General features: G+C 37.9%; 21 protein-coding genes and 1 tRNA gene. 12 read left to right on the forward strand and 10 right to left on the reverse strand.

Features of this window, described 5'->3' with window-relative positions; translation table 11 throughout:
- Positions 1-63: 63 nt before the first annotated feature.
- The 4 genes from POF52_RS16755 to POF52_RS16770 form a co-directional block, all read right to left on the reverse strand.
- Positions 64-498, reverse strand: coding sequence for a GNAT family N-acetyltransferase (locus tag POF52_RS16755; protein ID WP_271993507.1), 435 nt, complete (start codon positions 496-498; stop codon positions 64-66).
- A 5-nt stretch (positions 499-503) separates the two neighbouring features.
- Complete coding sequence (locus POF52_RS16760) at positions 504-1,016, reverse strand: YjcG family protein (RefSeq protein ID WP_013081786.1); 513 nt, start codon at positions 1,014-1,016, stop codon at positions 504-506.
- An 82-nt stretch (positions 1,017-1,098) separates the two neighbouring features.
- Entirely contained in the window at positions 1,099-1,824 is a 726-nt protein-coding gene (locus POF52_RS16765; protein ID WP_028407496.1) for an alpha/beta hydrolase, read from the reverse strand.
- A gap of 475 nt (positions 1,825-2,299) precedes the next feature.
- Positions 2,300-2,686, reverse strand: coding sequence for a hypothetical protein (locus POF52_RS16770; protein ID WP_050689356.1), 387 nt, complete (start codon positions 2,684-2,686; stop codon positions 2,300-2,302).
- A 172-nt stretch (positions 2,687-2,858) separates the two neighbouring features.
- Between POF52_RS16770 and POF52_RS16775 the strand changes: the two genes are divergently transcribed.
- On the forward strand, positions 2,859-3,395 hold the full coding sequence (locus tag POF52_RS16775) for a phosphatidylglycerophosphatase A family protein (protein ID WP_028412335.1): 537 nt from the start codon (positions 2,859-2,861) through the stop codon (positions 3,393-3,395).
- Between the two features lie 124 nt (positions 3,396-3,519).
- On the opposite strand, the gene POF52_RS16780 is transcribed toward POF52_RS16775, so the two are convergent.
- Positions 3,520-3,999, reverse strand: coding sequence for a GNAT family N-acetyltransferase (locus POF52_RS16780; RefSeq protein ID WP_013081789.1), 480 nt, complete (start codon positions 3,997-3,999; stop codon positions 3,520-3,522).
- Between the two features lie 169 nt (positions 4,000-4,168).
- Positions 4,169-5,014 carry a MurR/RpiR family transcriptional regulator gene (locus POF52_RS16785; RefSeq protein ID WP_013055460.1) on the reverse strand — a complete coding sequence of 282 codons (846 nt, stop codon included), beginning with the start codon at positions 5,012-5,014 and terminating at the stop codon, positions 4,169-4,171.
- A gap of 150 nt (positions 5,015-5,164) precedes the next feature.
- Between POF52_RS16785 and gnd the strand changes: the two genes are divergently transcribed.
- The 5 genes from gnd to POF52_RS16810 all read left to right on the forward strand — a co-directional run bounded on the left by gnd (position 5,165) and on the right by POF52_RS16810 (position 11,799).
- Positions 5,165-6,064: a phosphogluconate dehydrogenase (NAD(+)-dependent, decarboxylating) gene (gene gnd / locus POF52_RS16790; RefSeq protein WP_271993517.1), complete on the forward strand. Its 900-nt coding sequence runs from the start codon at positions 5,165-5,167 to the stop codon at positions 6,062-6,064.
- 25 nt (positions 6,065-6,089) lie between these two features.
- Positions 6,090-7,631 (forward strand): gluconokinase, encoded by a 1,542-nt coding sequence (gntK, locus tag POF52_RS16795; protein ID WP_271993519.1) that lies wholly within the window; start codon positions 6,090-6,092, stop codon positions 7,629-7,631.
- Between the two features lie 277 nt (positions 7,632-7,908).
- The gene (locus POF52_RS16800; protein WP_176585093.1) at positions 7,909-9,435 is read left to right on the forward strand and encodes an NCS1 family nucleobase:cation symporter-1; all 1,527 of its coding nucleotides are present in this window, start codon (positions 7,909-7,911) and stop codon (positions 9,433-9,435) included.
- A 269-nt stretch (positions 9,436-9,704) separates the two neighbouring features.
- The gene (locus tag POF52_RS16805) at positions 9,705-11,033 is read left to right on the forward strand and encodes a GntT/GntP/DsdX family permease (protein ID WP_013081793.1); all 1,329 of its coding nucleotides are present in this window, start codon (positions 9,705-9,707) and stop codon (positions 11,031-11,033) included.
- Positions 11,034-11,187: 154 nt separating this feature from the next.
- Positions 11,188-11,799, forward strand: coding sequence for a DUF1349 domain-containing protein (locus POF52_RS16810; protein WP_028407502.1), 612 nt, complete (start codon positions 11,188-11,190; stop codon positions 11,797-11,799).
- Between the two features lie 38 nt (positions 11,800-11,837).
- Here POF52_RS16810 and POF52_RS16815 read toward each other — a convergent pair whose 3' ends face one another.
- On the reverse strand, positions 11,838-12,458 hold the full coding sequence (locus POF52_RS16815; protein WP_271993523.1) for a YitT family protein: 621 nt from the start codon (positions 12,456-12,458) through the stop codon (positions 11,838-11,840).
- Between the two features lie 172 nt (positions 12,459-12,630).
- Here POF52_RS16815 and POF52_RS16820 point away from each other — a divergent pair, with 172 nt between their 5' ends.
- Positions 12,631-13,080, forward strand: coding sequence for an Lrp/AsnC family transcriptional regulator (locus tag POF52_RS16820; RefSeq protein WP_271993525.1), 450 nt, complete (start codon positions 12,631-12,633; stop codon positions 13,078-13,080).
- A 27-nt stretch (positions 13,081-13,107) separates the two neighbouring features.
- Here POF52_RS16820 and POF52_RS16825 read toward each other — a convergent pair whose 3' ends face one another.
- Together POF52_RS16825 and POF52_RS16830 are read right to left on the reverse strand one after the other, a co-directional pair.
- A complete protein-coding gene (locus POF52_RS16825) occupies positions 13,108-13,863 on the reverse strand; it encodes an arylamine N-acetyltransferase family protein (protein WP_271993527.1) in 756 nt (251 codons plus the stop codon).
- 20 nt (positions 13,864-13,883) lie between these two features.
- Positions 13,884-14,495 carry a DsbA family oxidoreductase gene (locus tag POF52_RS16830; protein WP_271993528.1) on the reverse strand — a complete coding sequence of 204 codons (612 nt, stop codon included), beginning with the start codon at positions 14,493-14,495 and terminating at the stop codon, positions 13,884-13,886.
- 130 nt (positions 14,496-14,625) lie between these two features.
- Between POF52_RS16830 and POF52_RS16835 the strand changes: the two genes are divergently transcribed.
- The 3 genes from POF52_RS16835 to POF52_RS16845 all read left to right on the forward strand — a co-directional run bounded on the left by POF52_RS16835 (position 14,626) and on the right by POF52_RS16845 (position 17,005).
- Positions 14,626-14,697 (forward strand) — tRNA-Val (locus tag POF52_RS16835).
- 168 nt (positions 14,698-14,865) lie between these two features.
- Positions 14,866-16,311 carry a DEAD/DEAH box helicase gene (locus tag POF52_RS16840; RefSeq protein ID WP_128821152.1) on the forward strand — a complete coding sequence of 482 codons (1,446 nt, stop codon included), beginning with the start codon at positions 14,866-14,868 and terminating at the stop codon, positions 16,309-16,311.
- Positions 16,312-16,375: 64 nt separating this feature from the next.
- Positions 16,376-17,005 carry a copper homeostasis protein CutC gene (locus POF52_RS16845; RefSeq protein ID WP_271993529.1) on the forward strand — a complete coding sequence of 210 codons (630 nt, stop codon included), beginning with the start codon at positions 16,376-16,378 and terminating at the stop codon, positions 17,003-17,005.
- 286 nt (positions 17,006-17,291) lie between these two features.
- On the opposite strand, the gene POF52_RS16850 is transcribed toward POF52_RS16845, so the two are convergent.
- Positions 17,292-18,626: an amino acid permease gene (locus POF52_RS16850; protein WP_271993885.1), complete on the reverse strand. Its 1,335-nt coding sequence runs from the start codon at positions 18,624-18,626 to the stop codon at positions 17,292-17,294.
- A 498-nt stretch (positions 18,627-19,124) separates the two neighbouring features.
- Here POF52_RS16850 and POF52_RS16855 point away from each other — a divergent pair, with 498 nt between their 5' ends.
- Positions 19,125-19,463: a general stress protein gene (locus tag POF52_RS16855; RefSeq protein ID WP_013081802.1), complete on the forward strand. Its 339-nt coding sequence runs from the start codon at positions 19,125-19,127 to the stop codon at positions 19,461-19,463.
- Positions 19,464-19,746: 283 nt separating this feature from the next.
- The gene (locus POF52_RS16860; protein WP_075421220.1) at positions 19,747-20,469 is read left to right on the forward strand and encodes an MBL fold metallo-hydrolase; all 723 of its coding nucleotides are present in this window, start codon (positions 19,747-19,749) and stop codon (positions 20,467-20,469) included.

A 20,469-nucleotide genomic window follows, 5' to 3' on the forward strand; every position in this document is an offset into this window, starting at 1 on the left:
TATTAGTATAAGCAAAGCAAAGGTTCTTATCCTTTAAAAAAGCAAAAACACCAGGTTCAATTCCTAGTGTTTTTTACTTAGTTTCTTTACCATCTCTACATGTGGAATTCCAGCATCCATAAACTCACCTGAAACCGTTACGTAGCCTAGCTTTTTATAAAATCCTTCCGCATGCGTTTGAGCATGCAGCTTAATCTTTTCAATTTCATGCTCCGCTGCGAGCTCTTCTAACTTATCCATCAAAAGCTTTCCTACACCTTCTTTTCGATAAGAAGAAAGAACGCAGATTCGTTCGGCTTTTCCATAGTCCTCTACCATACGGAAGCGTCCTGCACCAATTGGTGCAGTTCCTTTGTATACAACTAAATGCAGGGCTTCAGAATCGTATTCATCGATTTCTTGCTCCACATCAACCTGCTGTTCTTCTATAAATACTTTTTGACGTACGAAGTAAGCATCAGAAGAGTCTTGTTTGTTCGTTAGTACTTTGATGTTCACGTATCTTATCCCTTTCCAAGACGAAATGTTTCAAACACAGTCCACGTTTCATTTTCAAGCTGGTACATTAAATGAAAGCGATCCACTGTTTCTTCATGAGCGACATCTACAAGTTTCAACTGGCTATACACATCTAAGTGCTCATCATCTGAAAGGCGTTGACCAATTGTAATATGTGGAATAAATGAATATTCAGTTGGCTGTTCGAGATTGCCTTCATGAAGTTTATTGTAAAGTGACGTCAGTTCTTGCTTTTGTTCCACTTTTAAGTAAATAACGTTATTGGCTGGTGAAAATGAGCTTACTTTTGTTACATTTAATGTAAATGGATTTGTTTCTTCGGCAATTTTACGCAAGTTAGCCGCAATTTCATCAATTTGGTCTTCTGTAGCTTCGAAGACTTCTTTTAATGTAAGATGAGGCGGAATTAATGAATAGTGAGAATCATAGCGCTTTCGATAAGAATTCGCTACATCTTGCAATTTTTTAGATGGAAAAAGTACAACGCCAAATTTCATAAAAAATCCCTCCAAAGTAAGATCATAAAATATGTATAAAGCGAGCTTATTATAACAAATTTTCAAAAAATATGATATCTTTCTACTTCAACATGTATTGAAGCGAACGCTTTACGTCTTTTTGCCAGTATTTCCACGTATGATTTCCATTAAATTCTTCGTAGAAAACGGAATATCCACGCTGCTTCATTTGTTCATGCAGCAGGCGGTTAGGTTCAATAAAGTTCAATATACCATCTTGCGTTGTTTTGACATCCGTTTCTTCCGTTCCAATAACATGATACAAATCAAGAAGTGAAGGAGAAGCAAATGAGTTGACCGTTTGTAATACAGCATCGTTCACGAAAGGAGAATGCATAATTACTTTCCCGAACGTGTGTGGATACGCAATGGCCGTCAGCAGTGAAACTGTAGCAGCAAGCGAATCACCAATTAGAACACGCGATTTTCCCATTTGATATGTAGGATATGTTTTATCCAAAAATGGCACAAGCTCATGTGCTAAAAAGCGAATATAAGCATCTACTTGATTTCCTTCTGGATGATACTTATCACGTCTGTCTTCTACGCTTTTATATGGAATTCCAACAAAAATAGTACGATCGATTTCCGACTCGTTCATTAAATCATCAATTAAACGAGGTGTCCGTCCGTACATAACATAATCTTTTCCGTCTTGGGCGATAAGTAGAGAATACTTATAGAGCGTAGAGTAGTTTGACGGCAAATAGACTAGTAACGTGACATCTTCTTGCAGTGCGTCACTATAAAAAGAAATTTCTTCTAACTTCCGCTTACTTTCTGACATGAATAATCGACTCCTATGCATTTGAATGAAAGCGTTACCTTTATTGTAACACATTTTCTAACAACCGTTCTTTATTTTATTGTAACGAATTTTTTAGCGAATGACGAGAAAGAGGCATACTTTGCTAAAAAAGAGGCTGGGACATAACGAAATGAATTTCATCCAAACACCAACAATCTGGATATAGAATCTGGACAGCTTGCTCGACCGCAGTTGATTTCCGTGCAAGACTCCGCTTTCCGCGGGCGGCCCGTGAGCCTCCTCGTCGCTTGCGCTCCTGCGGGGTCTCACCTGTTCCGCTGTTTCCGCAGGAGTCTTCGCCTTCTCTCCAATCAACTGCTAGAAGGAACGAAAGAGATAAAATCTGCGTCTACTTTAACAAAAAAACGAATCATTAATCAAACAGTTTGATTAATGATTCGTTTTTTACTTCGGCTACACTACTTTTTTCCAAGCCTCTTTTCGTTAATCTAATTTAATCTAATTTCTTCATCTTTTTAAACATATCTTTTTCTGCTTGAGTGGCTTTTTCTAGCGGCTTCTTCGTATATTCTTCTTCTTTTTCATCAATCGAAACCAATTCTGTGTCATTTTTTACATAACTTCGGATATTGCGAGCACCGAAATAGCCGTTTACATCTTCTAAAATAGGCTTGTTTTCTTTTTGATCATAAAGAGTATATGAATTCTCTTCTTTAACGATAGCGTAGTGATTCCCTGCTAGAAGAGCTACGGCTTCTTTTTCGCTTTTTCCAAAAGTAGACATGAGAAACAGAACGATTAAGACGATAAAGAAAAGGGCTGTTGCGCCAATGAAAAATAATAATAAGCCTCTGCTAAATTTACTTTGTTTTTCTTCCACAGTAGACAAACCTCCTGATTAGATAATTTCATTATAGCAAGTAAATGTAATGAGCGCCTAAAGAGATATGTGACGAGTTTATGAACTCAGGCGGGTGAACAAAAAAGGTTTTTAGCGCCTCTCATCGAATTTAGTATAAAGAGAGACAACAACTTGAAAAGGAGAGAGAGACATGACAGCGAAAAAAATCCCAACGAGCAAAGAAGTAGCAAAGGCAACATTTAATTTGCTGGAAGAGCGTGGCGTAACAGTTTTGGATATTGCTGAAATTGTGTATGATTTACAGCTTCCTTATCATCCAGCTCTAACCATTCAGGAATGCGCTGAGAGCGTAGAGAGAGTACTGCAAAAGAGAGAAATTCAGCATGCGCTTCTAGTTGGAATCGAACTCGATAAGTTAGCAGAGCAAAATAAATTATCAGAACCTCTTCAAAGTATTGTAGAACAAGACGAAGGGTTGTTTGGTGTTGACGAAACGATTGCTTTAGGTGCCGTTTTAACCTATGGCAGTATCGCTGTTACGACCTTTGGCTATTTAGATAAAGTAAAAGTAGGCATTATTGAAAAGCTGGACTGTAAAAAAGAAAAAGGAGTTAATACCTTTTTAGATGATTTAGTAGCGAGCGTGGCTTCTAGTGCGGCAAGTCGTTTAGCTCACCGTCAGCGTGATGAACAAGAACAGCTGCAAGAAGGCAATCCGGCTACGTAATAAATTTCTTTTAGTATGTATATAAGCTGCGTAAATTAACACGCCGAATGATTTAGTCTTTTATTTAAATAACGGAGACTAGGCACGTATCACCTGCGTGTCTAGTCTCCGTTAATGGAACGATTTATGGCTGTAGTGAAGTAGTCATAAGGTAGCTTAAGTTTTTCAGCCCAAGACTTTCATAAAAAGCACGTGCTTTCTCGTTAAATGCCCATACGGTAAGCTGGAGGTCACTTGCTCCTTTTTGTACAGCCCACTGTTTCGTAGCAGAAAAAAGACTTTTTCCTACGCCATAATTTTGAAAGCCTTTCTTAACGCCAAAATATTGGATGTACGCTGTGTAGGAAAGAGGAGCTAATGTAGTGGGAGGGTTATATTTTAATTCAACAACAGACGCCCCAATAATTTGATTTCGATATTGAGCTACAAGAATATCAATAGTTGCATAATAAAGAGTAGCTTGATATTGTTCCGGAGATAAAACAGCCATCTGATTATCAAACATAGAAGGAAGCGCATTTGCGTGGAGTTCTAGTGATTCCCCTAATATTTTATTTACTTCTGTATAATCATCGAGTTTTGCAGTGCGATAGATAATCTCCATACACACTTCACCTACTTTTTAAAAGTTGTGCTTTATCATATGTAGCAACTTAAAAAATGTTAAATGAGAATTAAAACTTGAAAATTTTAAGGAAAGAACTGCACTAAACAGAGCATATATTCTATGCTCTGTTTGATGTTATAGTTGAAGAATATATAAGAGCGAAACGTTAAATTCTAGTTTCAGCAATGGCATCGCGTACTTTTTCAAGCGAGTGTTTAGAGGCATCTTTATTCGCAATCATTACATTAACGTACAAAGCATCAATGAGGCTTAGCTGTCCAATTCTTGAGGCAAGAGCTTCAGATCGATATTCTGTTTCTTCTGAACTCGTATAAAGAGAAACATCGACATTTTGGCTTAATGGAGATTTTGGAAAACCCGTAATACCGATCGTTTTGGCACCGTTCGCTTTTGCTGTATTTAAAATGTTCATCGTGTCTTTATTTGTTCCAGAATGAGAAATCACTACCGCTACATCCTGTTTTGTTAATTGAGAAGCGGACATAAGCTGGAAGTGGGAATCAATAAATGCAAACGTTTTAATTCCTGTTCGAACAAATTTATGAAAAGCATCCATAGCCACTACGGAAGAACCGCCCGTGCCATAAAACTGAACTTTATCCGCCTTCATAAGAAGTTTGACGGCTTTTTCAATAGCGTTGCTTTCTAGTATTTGTAATGTATTTTCAAGCGTTCGCACATTGGAGCGAAAGATTTTTTCAGCAATCGTTTTTTCATTATCCGTTTCAGCAATTTCCTCGTGAATCTGCTGAATAGGCGTCATAATTTCAGCAGCCAGCGCTATTTTCATCGCTTGATAGCCCTTGAAGCCAATTCGTTTACAAAAGCGAAAGACTGTTGCATCAGCTACATTTAAATCGTCTGCCACTTCGTTAATGGTACTGTGAATAATTTGTTCCGGCTGTTCTAAAATATAATTTGCTATTTTTTTCTCTTTTTCACTGAATCTAGCATAGTGAGAACGAATTTTTCCTAAGCAATTTTGCGTCATAACTGATGTTCCTTTCTACGAATTTAGTAGTAAAAAGAGTATAGCACAAAAATATGAATGAAAAAAATTTTCTTGTAAACGATTGCAAAATGAAAAATAATTCGTATAATGAAGGTAATGTGAAATTTTTTTTCAAAGGGAGTTTGTAAAATGAAAATTGGATTAATCGGTTTAGGAAAAATGGGATATAATTTATCATTAAATTTAATGGACAACCGTCATGAAGTAGTAGCTTATGATGTAAATAAAGAAGCGGTAGAAAAACTTGCAAATGAAGGAGCAACTGGCGCCTTTACTGTTGAAGAGTTAGTTAATGAACTTCCTCCTTCACCTAAAGTTGTATGGATTATGGTTCCGGCTGGAGAAGTAACGGAAAATGTTATTACAGAACTAAAAGAACTTCTGTCAGAAGGAGATATTATAATAGATGGAGGAAACTCTAATTATAAAGAATCTGTTCGACGTGCTCAGGATCTTCAGGAAAAAGGTATTTACTTCTTTGATGTAGGGACAAGCGGCGGAATGGAAGGCGCAAGAAACGGAGCGTGTACAATGATCGGCGGAGATGCGGAAGTATTCCGTACAATTGAACCGATTTTTAATGATATTTGCGTAGAAAATGGATTTATGTACGCAGGTAAAAGCGGAAGCGGTCACTTTTTAAAAATGGTTCACAATGGTGTAGAATATGGAATGATGCAATCCATTGCTGAAGGATTTGAAGTTCTGGAAAAAAGTCAGTTTGATTTCGACTATGAAGCCGTAGCACGCGTTTGGAATAACGGATCTGTTGTTCGTTCTTGGTTGATGGAACTAACGGAAAATGCGTTTTCAAAAGATCCTAAACTAGACAGTATTAAAGGAGTCATGCAGTCTTCTGGAGAAGGGAAATGGACCGTAGAGACTGCTCTTGATCTTCAAACGGCAACTCCTGTTATTGCTTTATCGCTAATGATGCGCTATCGTTCATTAGAGGAAGATACATTTACAGGAAAAGTTGTAGCAGCACTTCGAAACGAATTCGGCGGCCACGGTGTTGTAAATAAGTAAAGTAGTAAAATAGGGGGACAGCAGCATGAGCAAAAAATATGCAATAGGTGTAGATATCGGAACAACGAGTACAAAGTCTGTATTGTTTTCAGTAGACGGTACAGTCATTGCAAATCATGGGATTGAGTATCCATTATACTCGCCGACGCCCGCGATGGCTGAGCAAGATCCTGAAGAAATTTTTCAAGCAGTTGTACGTACAATTCAAACGGTTGTAAAAACGAGCGATGTAAAACCTGATGATATTTTATGCGTTTCATTCAGCTCAGCTATGCACAGTGTTATTGCCGTTGATCAGCAGGGAAAACCGCTGACAAAATGTATCACGTGGGCGGATAATAGAAGTGCAGAATGGACAGAAAAAATTAAAAAAGAATACAATGGCCATGAGATTTATTTACGTACGGGTACGCCTATTCATCCAATGTCGCCGCTTTCCAAGCTAACATGGCTTTCTAATGAACAGCCTGAATTAGTGAAGGGAACACATAAGTTTATTTCGATTAAAGAATATGTACTCTTTAAGTTGTTTAACGAATATGTTATCGACTATTCGATTGCATCAGCAACGGGTTTGTTTAATCTAAAAAATCTTGCGTGGGATGAAGAAGCACTTAAAGTAGCAGGTGTTACAACTGATCAGTTATCCACTCCTGTTTCAACAATGCATCAGTTAAAAGGGTTAAACCCAGCGCTTGCAGTTGATATGCATTTACTTCCAAATACGCCCTTTATTGTAGGTGCAAGTGACGGTGTATTATCAAATTTAGGCGTAAATGCAATTGAACCAGGCGTTGTGGCTGTGACAATCGGGACAAGCGGAGCTATTCGAGCAGTGACTGACAAGCCAGTAGTCGATCCAAAAGGTCGTATTTTCTGTTATGCGTTGACAGAAGACCACTGGGTAATTGGCGGCCCTGTGAATAACGGCGGTATGATTTTCAGATGGGCTCGCGATCAGTTTGGAGCGTCAGAAGTAGAAACAGCTAAACGCCTTGGAAAAGATCCGTATGAAGTATTAACGGATATTGCAGCTTTAGTGAAACCGGGAGCGGACGGCTTATTGTTTCACCCATACCTTTCAGGAGAGCGTGCGCCGCTTTGGGATGCAAATGCTAAAGGTTCATTCTTTGGCCTAGGTTTGCATCATAAAAAAGAACATATGATTCGTGCTGTATTAGAAGGCGTTATCTTTAACTTGTATACGGTATTATTGGCACTTGAAGAGTTAATTGGAGAGCCTACAAAAATTCAGGCAACGGGCGGATTTGCACGTTCCGCACTTTGGCGTCAAATGATGGCAGATATTTTTAACCAAGAAGTATCCGTGCCGGAAAGTTTTGAAAGTTCATGTCTAGGAGCAGTTATCCTTGGCTTATATAGCCTTGGCGAAGTTGACTCATTAAACGTTGTTTCTGATATGGTTGGAGCGACTAATCATCATTATCCAATCAAAGAAAACAGTGAAGTATATAAAGAGTTAACGGCTATCTATATTCGTTTGGCTCGCTTATTTAAAGAAGAATACGAAAGCATTACGGCTTTTCAAAAAAAATATGTACATTAAGTTCAAAAATCATCGCTTGAAGTTTTCAAGCGATGATTTTTTGCGTGTTAGGTTATCTAACAACCAAAAGAGTTGACACTACACAATATATAAAAGTTCCCTCAAATAATGTTACAATTTGTCCAGTGTATCCCCGTTTCTCATTAAATATAATAAGGAATAACGTTAGTATTTATCACATACTAGAAGGAATCGTCACAAACGCCTTTATATTTCAGAAAATTCAAATAAAATTGGTTTTTTGAATGAACTTATTTTATGAAAAGGGGTTTTATGGATGAAAACACAAATTGAGCAAGATGGAATTGTGACGCTCACAGATGAGACGCACAATCAGCTGAGCGGCAGTGACCTTTGGAATGAGGATTTACGTCCGACTACGATGAAAGAGCATTCTTGGAAAGGAGTTAACTTTGCCACGCTTTGGATTGGGATGTGTCTGTGTATTCCAGCTTACACAATGGCGAGTGGAATGATGACGCTTGGAATGAACTGGTGGCAAGCAATTGGTACAATCTTTTTAGGAAATGTTATTGTTCTTATTCCTATTTTGCTTAATTCTCACGCTGGAACCAAGTTTGGTATTCCTTATCCAGTATTTGCCCGCCTGTGGTTTGGAGATAAAGGAGCACATATCCCAGCACTGGCTAGGGCCATCGTGGCTGCTGGGTGGTTTGGAATTAATACGTGGATTGGAACGGAAGCAATTGATACACTGCTAAGCGCTTCGTTTTCATCTTGGAACGGCTTAGCTGGTCATACAGCCATTGTATTTGCTCTTTTTTGGCTTTTAAATGTAGGAGTGGCATATAAAGGACCGCAAGCGATTAAAGTATTAGGAGCGATTGCTGCTCCGGTTATTGGTATTTCAGCTATTATTCTTTTTATATGGGCTTATACAAACTCGGGAGGGTGGGGTCCCATTTTATCTACGCCTTCTAAATTTACATCAACCAGAGAATTTCTAGCTGTATTTTTCCCTGCTTTAACCGGAGTCATTGCATTTTGGGCGACGCTCGCTTTGAACATTCCTGATTTTTGTCGATATGCTAGAAGTCAAAAATCTCAAATGGTTGCGCAAACCTTCTCTTTGCCCTTGACGATGAGTATTTTTTCATTTATTGGAATTGCTGTTACCTCAGCAACAATCGTTATATTTGGAGAAGCTATTTGGGATCCAGTGGCCTTGGTAGCTAAATTCCCTCCGTTTATCATTTTCTTAGGAACAATCGTTATCGTGCTTTCTTCTTTAACGATTAATGTGGGAGCAAATATCGTCGCACCAGCCCGTGCAATTGAGAATCTGAATCCAAAGAAAATCACGTTTGCGATGGGGGCGCTAGTGACCGGTATTTTTGCTATTCTACTTCAGCCATGGTACATCATGTCTAATTTCGGGAACTATATTTTCGGCTGGCTTGGAACATACGGAGCGCTGCTTGGCCCTATAGACGGCATCGCCATTGCTGACTACTGGCTTGTAAGAAGGAGACAGATGGCATTAAAGGATTTATATGAGGTAAACGGTCGCTACAGTTATTCAACAGGTTTTAATAAAAACGGTATTTATGCATTAGTAATTGGCGTGGCCATACCCGTTTTAGGCTTACTGATTCCTGGACTGCGCTTTTTATGGGATAATGCCTGGACATTTGGTCTATTCATTTCTATCATCGCTTACACGTATCTCATGAGAGGAGATAAAAGTGTATTAGCGGCGGGGGAATATGAAGAAATAACGTTAAAAACAAGCGAAAAAACGATTATCGACAGTCAAACGGCTGATCCAACCATCACAAAATAAATAAGATTAATCCAATCATTAACATGATTGGATTTTTTTATGTGTTAAAATTGTATGGAAGAAAATTGATAAAATTTTTTTGAGTTTTTTTGTTGATTTAAGAATTTTTTTTTCATATAATTTAAGTAATAAAAAAATGAAATCGTTTTCTAAAATAATTAATGTAAACGATTTCGATAATTGGAACTTATTTTTAAAAAATTCACAGGATGTAGAGCTTTTTTGCTACATAGAGAAAGCGTTTACTTAAAGGGAAGGTGGAAAGCAAGATGGATGCATACTTATTAGCTATTACAGTTGCCGCAATTGTTATTGTTATTGTAGGTGTTTCAGTTTTTAAATGGCATGCGTTTATTAGTTTAACGGTTGCGAGTTTGTTTTTGGCAATTGCTTCTGGGTTATCAATGGATAAAATTGTTGGCGCTTACGAAACGGGAGTGGGCGGTGTTTTAGGCCACTTAGTAGGAATTTTAGCGCTGGGAACAATTTTAGGTAAGCTGATGGCCGATTCAGGTGCCGGCATGCAGGTAGCGGATTATTTCGTAAGAATATTCGGTGTGAAAAGACTGCCATGGGCGATGCTAGTAGCAGGTTTCATTATTGGTATTCCTGTTTTCTTCGAAGTAGGAATTTTAATTCTACTGCCTTTAGTTATTTCCATTCATAAAACAACAAAACAAAATATATTATTGATTGCTCTGCCGGTTATTGCGGGATTATCAATTGTTCACGGTCTCGTTCCTCCTCATCCAGGAGCGATGGCAGCTATTAGTATTTACGGAGCAAATACGGGGAAAGTACTTTTATATGCATTAATCATTTCAATTCCAGCTGCAGTTATCGCTGGACCAGTTTTTGCAAAATGGGTTCACAAACGAGTGATTCCAGAAGGAGAACCTGATCTAATTCGTATTACGACAACATCAAAAGATCTTCCTGGTACAGGCGTTTCATTTTTTGTCATTTTACTGCCCGTTCTATTAATGGTCTTAGCAGCTATAGCACCTGTTATTAACGGATTGCCAAGCGGCGTAGTGAAGTTTGTAGAATTAATAGGAAGTCCATTAATTGCACTTTTAATTGCTTGTTTTGCAGCGTTTTACCTGCTTGGAAAACGTCAAGGTATGACAAAAGATGTGATTAAAAAATTAACAGAAGAATGTTTGCTTCCTGTAGGATCTATTGTCTTAATTATTGGTGCAGGGGGCGGCTTCAAACAAGTATTAATCGATAGCGGAGTAGGTACAACGATTGGTCAAATGTCTGAACATCTATCTCTATCACCACTTGTACTTGCATTTTTAATTGCTGGATTAATCCGTATTGCTACAGGTTCAGCAACGGTTGCATTAACAACAGCGGCTGGTATTGTCTCACCAATCATTGAGCATATGTCCGGTGTTAACTTAGAACTGCTTGTTATCGTTACGGGTGCGGGTTCACTAATGTTCTCTCACGTTAATGATGCTGGCTTCTGGATGGTGAAGGAGTATTTAGGATTAACAGTGAAAGAAACGTTCAAAACATGGACCGTTCTGGAAACGCTTCTATCCTTTATTGCTTTTGCAGGCGCACTTATTCTAAATGCATTAATTTAAAAATAAGACTCTTTTACTCTATGTAAAAGAGTCTTATTTTTTTATGAAAGAAAAGAATTTGCAAGAAAAATAATCAAAATATTTTATTTATTCGTTAAATTATGGCAAAATAGAAATAGAAGAATAATAGCTTCTAAGAAGGGAATGACAGAGAGTGAGTAATCAACTAGTATTTTTCACAAACTTTTCAGAAGGAAAATTAGATTCAGACGTTTCTTGGTATTGTCCACCAGCTCAATTTCAAATTGATACAGAAACGAATCGATTAGTGATTAAAACAGACGCTAAAACGGATTTTTGGCAGCGTACTCATTATGGCTTTGAAGCGGACAATGGACACTTTCTTTACCGTGAAGTAGAAGGCGACTTTGAAATCATGACAAAGGTGCATACATATCCAGTTAATCGCTACGATCAAGCAGGTCTCATGATTCGTGTATCAAAAGATACGTGGATCAAAACGTCAGTTGAATACAATCCCGATGGTCCTAACCAATTAGGAGCAGTCGTAACCAACCAGGGCTTCTCAGATTGGTCCAGTCAAAATTTTACTCAAAACAAATCAGCGCTTTATTTTAAAATTCAGCGCAAAAACGATGATTACACCGTTTGTTATTCAAGTGATGGAGATTCTTGGACTCAGCTCCGACTCGCTCACTTATTGAACTCAACCAAAGAACCTGTTCAAGTTGGTATTTATGCTTGTAGTCCTCAAGGAGAAGGGTATGAAGCCCAATTTGATTTTATAAAAGTAGAAAAAATGTAAATAAAAACCACGATTTAGCCACAGCTAAATCGTGGTTTTTATTTAGAAAGCGCATTATCTAAAGGCTGTGTGACAGAAGCGGATGTCGGTTGATTGTGTAAAGCAATTTTTTGCTTGAAGTAGCTGATGACAAAACCTGTAATTGCAATGGATATAACAGAGAAAATTCCTTTTGAAAGTCCAATTGAATACATGCTCGACAGCACGACAAGGAAATCAAATGAAAAATTCACTTTTCCAGGATCCCAGCCGAATTTTCGCTGTGCGAATAACGCTAGAATATTAGCACCGCCGAGAGAAGCTCCGTTCATAAATAAAATGGATAAGCCAAGGCCGGCAATTAGTCCGCCCGTAACAGCACCCATCAGGCTGGGAAGTGTAAAGGAAGGAAGCAAGTGATCGAGTGAAGTGAGAAGCGATAGCAAAGACACTGATCCTATAGTTGTGGCGGTAAATTTCCATCCCATTTGAAAGAAGGAAAAGAGATAAAAAGGAATATTAATGAGAAAAAAGATCACCGCAAACGATAAGGGAAGGGCATATGACAAGCTAAGAGACAGACCAGCTGTTCCCCCCGTCACTACGTGGGAGTGCCGCAAGATAAGAACACCAATACTTGCAATCGTACATCCAAGAATAATCCATAAAAATTTTTTCATAAATAAACCCCTTTGTTTGTTTTTTCGGAATTTTCATTTTCAATTATCTACTTTAATGATAGGATATTAAATAAAGAAAACCCATGTATAAATGAAGGAAATAATACTTGTTCTGTTATCAACTTGAATAAAGATTTTATTTATTATATTCATTTTGAAAGGAAAGGTTTGGATGGATCAAATCGATGCACAACTATTGTCTATTTTGCAAAGGGACGGACGTATGACGATTAGTGATTTATCAAAAGAGCTGGCTCTTAGCCGTCCAAGTGTATCAGAAAGACTGCAGCGTCTTCAGGAACGAGGAGTGATCCAGCGTTTCAGCGCTACGGTGTCTCCGAAAGCTTTAGGAAGAGATACACAGCTGTTTATTCAAGTAAGCCAACTAAAAAGAAAACCGGAGGAATTTGAAGACTTTATTGAGCAAAATGAAGACGTGCTTGAATGTCATCGCGTAACGGGACCGGTTTCTTACTTTATCAAAGCAGCCGTGTCTGGAATGGATGGACTTAGAATGCTAGTGGATGAACTGATTCCTTATGGAAATGTGAATACCTCAATTATTTTAAAGTCGCCCGTAGAAAATAGGATGATTACTCCTATACAAAAACCGGCCCCATAAGAGGTCGGTTTTTTGTGTAAGAACATATTAATAAAATCCTTTAATAATATAAAAATGATTTTGTAAAATATCAGGTATTTCTTCTTCTGAAACGTTCCTTTTCGTCTTTTTTTCGCCATCTGTTACAGTTAGCGTTTCACCAGAGAGGGTAATGCGCCCTGTAGGGGTTGCGATCGTAACAAGACGTTTGTGTACAAACGGAGAATCGGCTGACGTTTGATTGAACTCACACATGGGAGCAAAGTCAGTCAGTTTCTTAGGAAGCGTAGACACACGGTACAGCGTTTTCCATACATCATCTTCCCATCGCTGCAAATCATACATATGCTCAGCAACGTTTGTCATACGATAAGAGCCGCTTACATCTCTTACTACTTCCTCATTTAAAGGCATTGGCTTGCGCACAGAATCTCCAAATCCAACGTCTACGATGTAAGGCTGATTTTCAATCGTCACAAGGTTTGTAGCGTGACTTCCTTCAATGGTCCACGTGCCGTCGGGTTTTTTGACGGTAGCTGAAACGTAAGAGACTTCATATCCGCTTTCTTTTAACAGCCAGCCAAATAGACCGTTTAATTCGTAGCAAAATCCTCCACGTAAATTTACAATTACTTTTTGAAAAATTCGTTCTAAATGAATTATAATAGGGGTTTGAGACAGAACATCTAAGTTCTCAAAAGGAACATGAAGCATGTGTTTGTTCTGTAAAGCAGCTAAGCTTTCATACGTTGGGTTATCCGGTTTCTTAGCTAAAAATCGACTAAAATAATAATTAATATTCATCAAATGCACCTCTTAGTAAATCATTTCTCTCTGTCTTTAGCAGAATGTTCATGTAACAGCGCTTTTTCGATTGCCTCTTTGGAAGCGAATCCTTGAAGTACACGGCTGCCAATTTTTAAAGTTGGTACTTTCGTTACATGAGCATCTTCATACGTATGAACTAAGCTATCTTTATGAACTTGTTCGAACGTCCGGTCTTTTAAGATACGTGTAAATATTTCTTTATCTAAATGCAAAGAATCAGCAATTTCTGCTAAGACTTCAATCTGATTAATATCTTTTTCATCTTCCCAATAAGCTTTAAAAACAGCATCTACATAGGCACTTTCTTGACCATGTTTTTTAGCAAAATGAAAGCCTTCATGTGCTAAATGAGTACGCGGGACTGGAGGACACTCCGGCATATTTATTTCTAAGTGCAGCTGTTGTGCTAAGGGAGCTATCGATTGATTCCAAGGTCTCTCTAAAAAATCTTCTATTTGCTCCATCTGTTGGGCTGGTTCAGGACAAAGTTCAAAAGGTTTCCATTCAATCTCAGCTTTTTGTTCTTTCATGACTTCTCTTAAAGGCTTAGTGGCTAGAAAACATAGTGGACAGACAAAATCAAAATAAAATTCAATATGCGCTTTCATCCCGTCACGCTCCTTTATGGCATGTTTTTATTTTATCAAAAATAAAGACAATCCTTCCAACTTGGGAACTGCGGAAAAATAGTTGACAAAATTGGATAACTCTTTCTATAATATAGTCAATACATATCACGAGCGATTAGTTCAGTGGGAGAATACATCCTTGACAGGGATGGGGTCGGGGGTTCGAATCCCTCATCGCTCATACCAAAGCCGTTTTCTTATTAATAAGAGAGCGGCTTTTCTCTTTTGTTTGACAAATCAATGCTACATTAAATCTTGAGCGCGTATAGAAGAATTAAAGTATAATGAAACATAGTGCATCAGGTCATGATAAAGATAATCACTAATTTAAAATAAATGAGGGTACAAAATGAATCAAAGAAGTTTTAGTCAATATGGTCTTAGTGACAAGGTAGCTAAGGCGCTTTCTAGCCTGCAATACAATCATCCTACGGAAGTACAAAGCAAGGTGCTTCCCATCGCGCTAGAAGAAAGAGATGTTGTCGTGAAGTCTCAAACAGGAAGTGGAAAAACGGCTTCCTTTGGCATTCCACTGTGTGAATTAGTTAATTGGGAAGAAAATAAGCCCCAGGCCTTAGTGTTAACACCTACACGAGAGCTGGCCGCGCAGGTAAAAGAAGATATTACAAATATCGGCCGTTTTAAGCGAATTAAAGCAGCAGCTGTCTACGGAAAATCACCGTTTGCCAAGCAAAAAGTAGAATTAAAGCAAAAAACACATATTGTTGTAGGTACGCCTGGGCGAGTGCTTGATCATATAGAAAAAGAAACGCTTGCATTAGAGAAAATTCGTTATTTGGTTATTGATGAAGCAGATGAAATGCTAAATATGGGTTTTATTGACCAAGTAGAAGCAATTATTCAACATCTTCCTAGTGAGCGTGTAACGATGCTTTTCTCCGCTACGCTTCCTGAAGATATTGAAGAGCTTTCTCGCAAGTATATGAAAAAGCCGGTTGATGTTGAAATCAAAGCGAATGGATTAACGACAAGTACGATTGACCATTCTGTTATATCAGTAGAAAACGAACGTAAATTTGAACTGCTGAAAGACGTAACCACAGTAGAAAACCCGGATAGCTGCATCATTTTTTGCCGCACGCAAGAGCAGGTAAATACGCTGTTAGATGATTTAGATGATCTTGGGTATCCTTGTGATAAAATTCACGGGGCAATGGTGCAAGAAGACCGTTTTGAGGTTATGAATGATTTCAAAAAAGGTAAATTTCGCTATTTAGTGGCGACAGATGTAGCTGCGAGAGGAATTGATATTGATAATATCACACACGTTATTAACTATGACCTTCCGTTAGAAAAAGAAAGCTACGTTCACCGTACAGGAAGAACGGGACGTGCCGGTAAAAAAGGGAAGGCTATCACATTTGTAACGCCTTATGAAGAGAGAATGCTATCGGAAATTGAAGAATATATCGGCTTTTCAATTCCAACATCTACCCCTCCTTCTAAAGAAGAAGTACAGCAAGCAGCATCCGCTTTTACTGACAAAATCAATGAGCGTCCAGAAGTTAAAAAGGATAAAAGCGAGTCATTAAATAAAGACATTATGAAGCTGTATTTTAACGGAGGAAAGAAAAAGAAAATTAGAGCGGTTGATTTTGTGGGAACAATTGCAAAGTTAGACGGAGTAACCGCAGACGATATTGGAATTATTACGATCCAAGAAAACGTCTCTTATGTAGAGATTCTGAATGGAAAAGGTACCAAAGTGTTACAAGCAATGAAAAACAAAACGATTAAAGGAAAGAAATTAAAAGTTCATAAAGCGATTAAATAGCAGAAGGAAGTCCATCTTTTTAAAGATGGGCTTTATTTATAGAGCCAATAAAGGAGTTGAGAGTATGAAGTACATAAAAGAAGCGTGTGCAGAAGGGTATGAGCAGGCAAAAAAAGCAGAAAAGCTAGGAGCAGACCGCATTGAATTGTGTGACAATCTCAGTCAAGGAGGCACTACGCCAAGTTACGGCACCATTGAATATGCAAGCGAACATCTTGATACAGATATCAACGTAATTATTCGCCCAAGAAGCGGTGATTTTATATATTCCGAAGCAGAATTTCAAATTATGAAAAAAGATGTTAAAGCATGTAAAGACCTTGGAGTAAACGGAGTAGTATTTGGCATTTTAACAGAAGAAGCTGAAATCGATTACGGACGCACTAAAGAGTTAATAGCAGAAGCTCATCCTTTAAGCGTTACGTTTCATATGGCATTTGATGAGATTAAAGATAAATACAAAGCCATTGATATACTTAGTGAATTGGGAGCAGACCGTATTTTGACCAAAGGAGGGAAAGGATCTGCTTTGCAAAATCTTCATATGATCCGAGAATTGATCACATATGCTAACGACCGTATTATTATTTTGCCCGGCGGAGGAATTCATGAAAGCAACGTAGAGGCGGTTATAAAAGAAACAAAAGCAGCTGAATTACACGGAACAAAAATTGTAGGAGATTTATCTCGTTAAATAAAAAGAGGCTGGTACAAAAGCATTTTAATCCAAGTGAAAAACGAACCATTAATCAATATGTTTGATTCGTGGTTCGTTTTTTGATGGTGAATATAGTTTCATCTGTTTCGTTCCTTCTAGCAGGTGATTGGAGGGCAAGGCGAAGACTCCTGCGGGCTCAGCGCCCGCCCGCGGAAAGCGAAGCCTTGCACGGAAATCAACTGCGGTGTAATAAGCAGTCCAGCTCATTTATCTCATTTGTTCATCTTGAGATCGAATTCATTTAGTTATGTCTCAACCTCTTTTATTTTGATGTATTTTCTTTTGCTGCTAAGCCGCTCGTCATTTTGGTACGCTGAAAGAAAAAAGAACCTACGACGAGTACAGCAATTAAAAGAGTTAAAAAGAACTGCGAACGTAATGAATCAATAAATGCCATGGCAATAAAAATACTAGTGATGGCAAGGATTGTAGCGTAAGTTAAGTAAGGAAATAACCACATTTTAATTTTTAATGCTTCAGGATTTTCTTTTTCATATTTTTTTCTCATTTTAATCTGTGAAAATGCAATAACAAGATACACAAGAAGCGCTACACCGCCTGATGCATTCACTAAAAACAAAAAGATTTTGTCCGGTGAAATGTAGTTAAAGATAACGCTAATATACGAGATAACTGTACAAGCTAATATCGCGCTAACCGGCACGCCTTTTTTATTTAATTTTGAAAAACTTTTTGGCGCATCGCCGTTTTGAGACATGGAAAACAGCATGCGAGAACTTGTATACAGACCAGAATTCAGACAGGAAAGAACGGCTGTTAAAATAATAAAGTTCATAATTTGAGCTGCGGCCGGTACATTCACTAATTCAAGAATAGATACAAATGGGCTTTTCATTAGGCTTGACGAATTCCACGGAAGAACCGTTACTAAAATAAAAATAGAGCCTAAATAGAAAAACAAAATGCGATAAATAACGGTATTGGTCGCGATGGTAATGGCTTTTTCAGGCTGAGACGATTCACCTGCTGCGGTTGCGACAATTTCTGTTCCCATAAAAGAGAACATGACGAGGGCAATTCCTAAAAATACAGAGCTAATTCCATTTGGTAAAAATCCGCCTTTGTGCAAAAGGTTAGAAGTGCCGGGAGAATCAATTCCTGGAATGAATCCACAAATAATAGCTATACCTAAAAGTAAAAAAAGAACGATACTGACGACTTTAATGAGGGAAAACCAATATTCAAATTCTCCGAAAGATTTAACAGAGTACAGATTGGTCATCGTTAATAAAAAAGTAAGAGCCAAGCTTACTCCCCAAGACGGCAAAGACGGGAACCAGTATTGAATAATATTTGCACCTGCAATGGCTTCAACAGCAATAACGATAACCCAGAAAAACCAATAGAGCCAGCCAATCGTGTAGCCGGCCCAAGGGCCTAATGCCTCTTTTGCATAAGTGGAAAAAGAACCGCTGGAAGGATTTGCAGTAGACATTTCGCCAAGCATTCGCATGACTAAAATAACGAGCAAACCAGCAAATGCGTACGAAAAAATAGATCCCGGTCCAGCGGTGTTAATGAGTGATCCGCTTCCGATAAATAATCCAGCACCGATAATTCCTCCAAGAGAAATCATGGTGATGTGCCTAATCTTTAACTCTTTCTTTAACTGTGGCTGGCTGTTCAATTGTAAAACCTCCTATATAACCTGAATTTTTAGTTAATATGGAGAATTATAGTATGTTGTAAGACGTATGGACAGGATGTTGTTAGAGGTTCTTTCATACAAAAAGCGGATATGAATTGTTGCATTCATATCTGGCTTACTCTGACACAGACATTCATTATGCGTATAAAGTACCTGATTAGCGTCTTTTTCCTTTTTTATAATAAGCAATGTAGATGAATTTCTTATGAATGGTAGCTGAAAATAAACTGAATGATTGTTTCAAATAAGTTAATCAAAAGAGGTATACATTCTATTAAAGGATAATGTGGAATGAAATTCAAACTCTCTGCAAAGCTCTAAATGCGGGTTTTCCTTTCTGAAAACGGGTATATATAGTAGTAAGAAGTTTATTCTTTTGCTAAGTATAAAAGAAAGATGTGCGATAGAAACAGGAGGTTATAAATAATGAAACATGTTGAAGTAGTAGAAAAAGGAGCAAATATTAACGAAGCAGTTAATCAATTTGCAGACAAAGGTTTTGAGAAAGATGAAGTATACGTGTTTACGTATGACAAGGAAAATTCTAAAAATTTAACAGAAGTAACGGACACAAATATTATTCGTCTGTCTGAAGAAGGTCCTTTACATTCAGCAGCGAGTTTATTTTTAACCAGAGAAGATGAGCTTCGAACAAAAATGGCTTCACTAGGCTTATCAAAAGACGAAACAAAAAAATATGAAGAAGAGTTAAAGAAAGGCAGTGCGATTGTAGTGGCTGCTACAGGAGAAAGAAAAGACGTTTAATTTTAATAGAGGCTATGAAAAAAGTAGTTTAGTTAAAGGAAGATCCGAACGCGTTTGATTCTTGATAGAGAATCAAACGCGTTCGAATTTTTTTGTGGGGACGGTGTAACAAGTGATCTATACGAGCTTCTTTATCCCATTTGTTCGTCTTTAGATTTAATTGATTTCGTTATGTCTCACACTTTTTTTGTTTTTTCCAATATATGATTGATAAAACTAATGGTATTAGTTAAAATTAAAACTAATACCATTAGTTTTAATTTTGATAATAGGGGATGAGGAAATGAGAATAGTTCGTGAGAAAATGTTGTATCAACTGACGTTTTTGCCTCGCTTTTTTCCAGTGAATTGTTATTTAGTCGAAGAGAAAGACAGTCTTACATTAATTGATGCAGCTCTTCCTTACAGCGCGTCGGGTATTTTGAAAGCTGCAGATCAAATTGGAAAACCGATTACTCGAATTGTTTTTACACATACTCATGAAGATCACATCGGAGCGATTGATAATTTGAAAAAAAGGTTACCGAATGCTTCTGTTTATATGTCGCAAAGAGATTATCGATTATTTTCAGGAGATTTCACACTCGATTCTGAAGAACCTCAAAACCCAATCCGTGGAGGAATACCAAAACTAGGAAAGGTTTCAACTAAAATTGATCATTTCATCGAAGAAGATTCTTATATAGGCTCACTGGCTCCTATTTTTACACCTGGACATACACCTGGATCTATGTCTTTTTTAGACCAGAGAACGAACGCATTAATTGCCGGAGATTCGTTCCAAGTGCGAGGAGGAATTGCGGTATCAGGTCAGTTAAAACCGCTGTTTCCGTTTCCTGCCTTCGGAACGTGGAGCAAAGAGCTAGCGCTTAAAAGTGCAGAAAAGCTACATGAACTAAACCCGTCACTTCTTGCTGTTGGACACGGAAAAATTCTTTCTCAGCCGCTAAAATTGATGGGAAAAGCAATACAACAAGCGAAAGTAAAAATAGAAAAAAGGAGATGA

This window comes from Priestia sp. AB, from assembly GCF_028369225.1.
Classification (GTDB): Bacteria; Bacillota; Bacilli; order Bacillales; family Bacillaceae_H; genus Priestia; species Priestia megaterium.

Excerpts from the sequence above, each read along its gene's own strand:
- POF52_RS16760 (WP_013081786.1), bottom strand. The coding sequence starts at position 1,016 with ATGAAATTTGGCGTTGTACTTTTTCCATCTAAAAAATTGCAAGATGTA.
- POF52_RS16765 (WP_028407496.1), bottom strand. The coding sequence starts at position 1,824 with ATGTCAGAAAGTAAGCGGAAGTTAGAAGAAATTTCTTTTTATAGTGAC.
- POF52_RS16775 (WP_028412335.1), top strand. The coding sequence starts at position 2,859 with ATGACAGCGAAAAAAATCCCAACGAGCAAAGAAGTAGCAAAGGCAACA.
- POF52_RS16780 (WP_013081789.1), bottom strand. The coding sequence starts at position 3,999 with ATGGAGATTATCTATCGCACTGCAAAACTCGATGATTATACAGAAGTA.
- POF52_RS16785 (WP_013055460.1), bottom strand. The coding sequence starts at position 5,014 with ATGACGCAAAATTGCTTAGGAAAAATTCGTTCTCACTATGCTAGATTC.
- gnd (WP_271993517.1), top strand. The coding sequence starts at position 5,165 with ATGAAAATTGGATTAATCGGTTTAGGAAAAATGGGATATAATTTATCA.
- gntK (WP_271993519.1), top strand. The coding sequence starts at position 6,090 with ATGAGCAAAAAATATGCAATAGGTGTAGATATCGGAACAACGAGTACA.
- POF52_RS16800 (WP_176585093.1), top strand. The coding sequence starts at position 7,909 with ATGAAAACACAAATTGAGCAAGATGGAATTGTGACGCTCACAGATGAG.
- POF52_RS16805 (WP_013081793.1), top strand. The coding sequence starts at position 9,705 with ATGGATGCATACTTATTAGCTATTACAGTTGCCGCAATTGTTATTGTT.
- POF52_RS16815 (WP_271993523.1), bottom strand. The coding sequence starts at position 12,458 with ATGAAAAAATTTTTATGGATTATTCTTGGATGTACGATTGCAAGTATT.
- POF52_RS16820 (WP_271993525.1), top strand. The coding sequence starts at position 12,631 with ATGGATCAAATCGATGCACAACTATTGTCTATTTTGCAAAGGGACGGA.
- POF52_RS16825 (WP_271993527.1), bottom strand. The coding sequence starts at position 13,863 with ATGAATATTAATTATTATTTTAGTCGATTTTTAGCTAAGAAACCGGAT.
- POF52_RS16830 (WP_271993528.1), bottom strand. The coding sequence starts at position 14,495 with ATGAAAGCGCATATTGAATTTTATTTTGATTTTGTCTGTCCACTATGT.
- POF52_RS16840 (WP_128821152.1), top strand. The coding sequence starts at position 14,866 with ATGAATCAAAGAAGTTTTAGTCAATATGGTCTTAGTGACAAGGTAGCT.
- POF52_RS16845 (WP_271993529.1), top strand. The coding sequence starts at position 16,376 with ATGAAGTACATAAAAGAAGCGTGTGCAGAAGGGTATGAGCAGGCAAAA.
- POF52_RS16850 (WP_271993885.1), bottom strand. The coding sequence starts at position 18,626 with ATGATTTCTCTTGGAGGAATTATCGGTGCTGGATTATTTATCGGAAGC.
- POF52_RS16855 (WP_013081802.1), top strand. The coding sequence starts at position 19,125 with ATGAAACATGTTGAAGTAGTAGAAAAAGGAGCAAATATTAACGAAGCA.
- POF52_RS16860 (WP_075421220.1), top strand. The coding sequence starts at position 19,747 with ATGAGAATAGTTCGTGAGAAAATGTTGTATCAACTGACGTTTTTGCCT.